General features: G+C 34.9%; 1 protein-coding gene. It reads right to left on the minus strand.

Annotated features, from left to right (window positions below; translation table 11 throughout):
* On the minus strand, nucleotides 1-711 hold a 711-nt coding region (locus DNJ77_RS09860; RefSeq protein ID WP_116964872.1), incomplete at both ends, for an SDR family oxidoreductase.

Consider the following 711-nt stretch of genomic DNA (forward strand, 5'->3'; position numbering starts at 1 on the left):
AGTCTTTGTGTTTGGTTAATTGACAAAATTGCAGTAAATGAATCGTTGCCTGCACATTGGCAGAATAAAATACTTGTTCAATTCCATAGTGCTTGGCTAATGCCGCACAATGAATAATACTATCTATTTGTTGCGCTAAAGATTGATATTCCCTATCCAATAAACCAATCTTCTCTTGCTCTAAATCACACGGGATATAGACAACACGATCTTTAAAATTATCTTGAAGTGAGCAGTCAAAATAAAATTTGAATTTATGTTCCATTCTCTCAATGGCGTGTGCCTTGTCTTTAGCCCTAATACAAAGATAAATACGATAAGAGGTTAAGCTGAGTAATTGGTTTAATAGGTTACATCCTAGAAAGCCTGTTGCGCCTGTGAGTAAAATATTTTGTATTGGCTTGATTGTATAACTTACCTTTGGCATTTTGGCAACTTCAGTTAAATAGCGTTCTTTTTTAGCTAATGACACCTGATTGAGTGATTTATAAGAATAAGTATGATATTGATGTTTAATTTGTTGGAGTTTATAAATCAACAGATCATGGGTAATGCTTCTATTTTCGGCTAGTTTGCGTGGAGTACGTAAATCAAATATCTCTGAGACAGCAATATCAAAGTTTGCCTGTAAGGTCACTGCCAATTGAATCGCTTTAATCGAATTACCGCCAAGCGTAAAGAAGTCATCATCGATGCCCACTTTTTCAATCA

This window comes from Fastidiosibacter lacustris (genome assembly GCF_003428155.1).
In the GTDB taxonomy this organism is placed as follows: Bacteria; Pseudomonadota; Gammaproteobacteria; order Francisellales; family Francisellaceae; genus Caedibacter; species Caedibacter lacustris.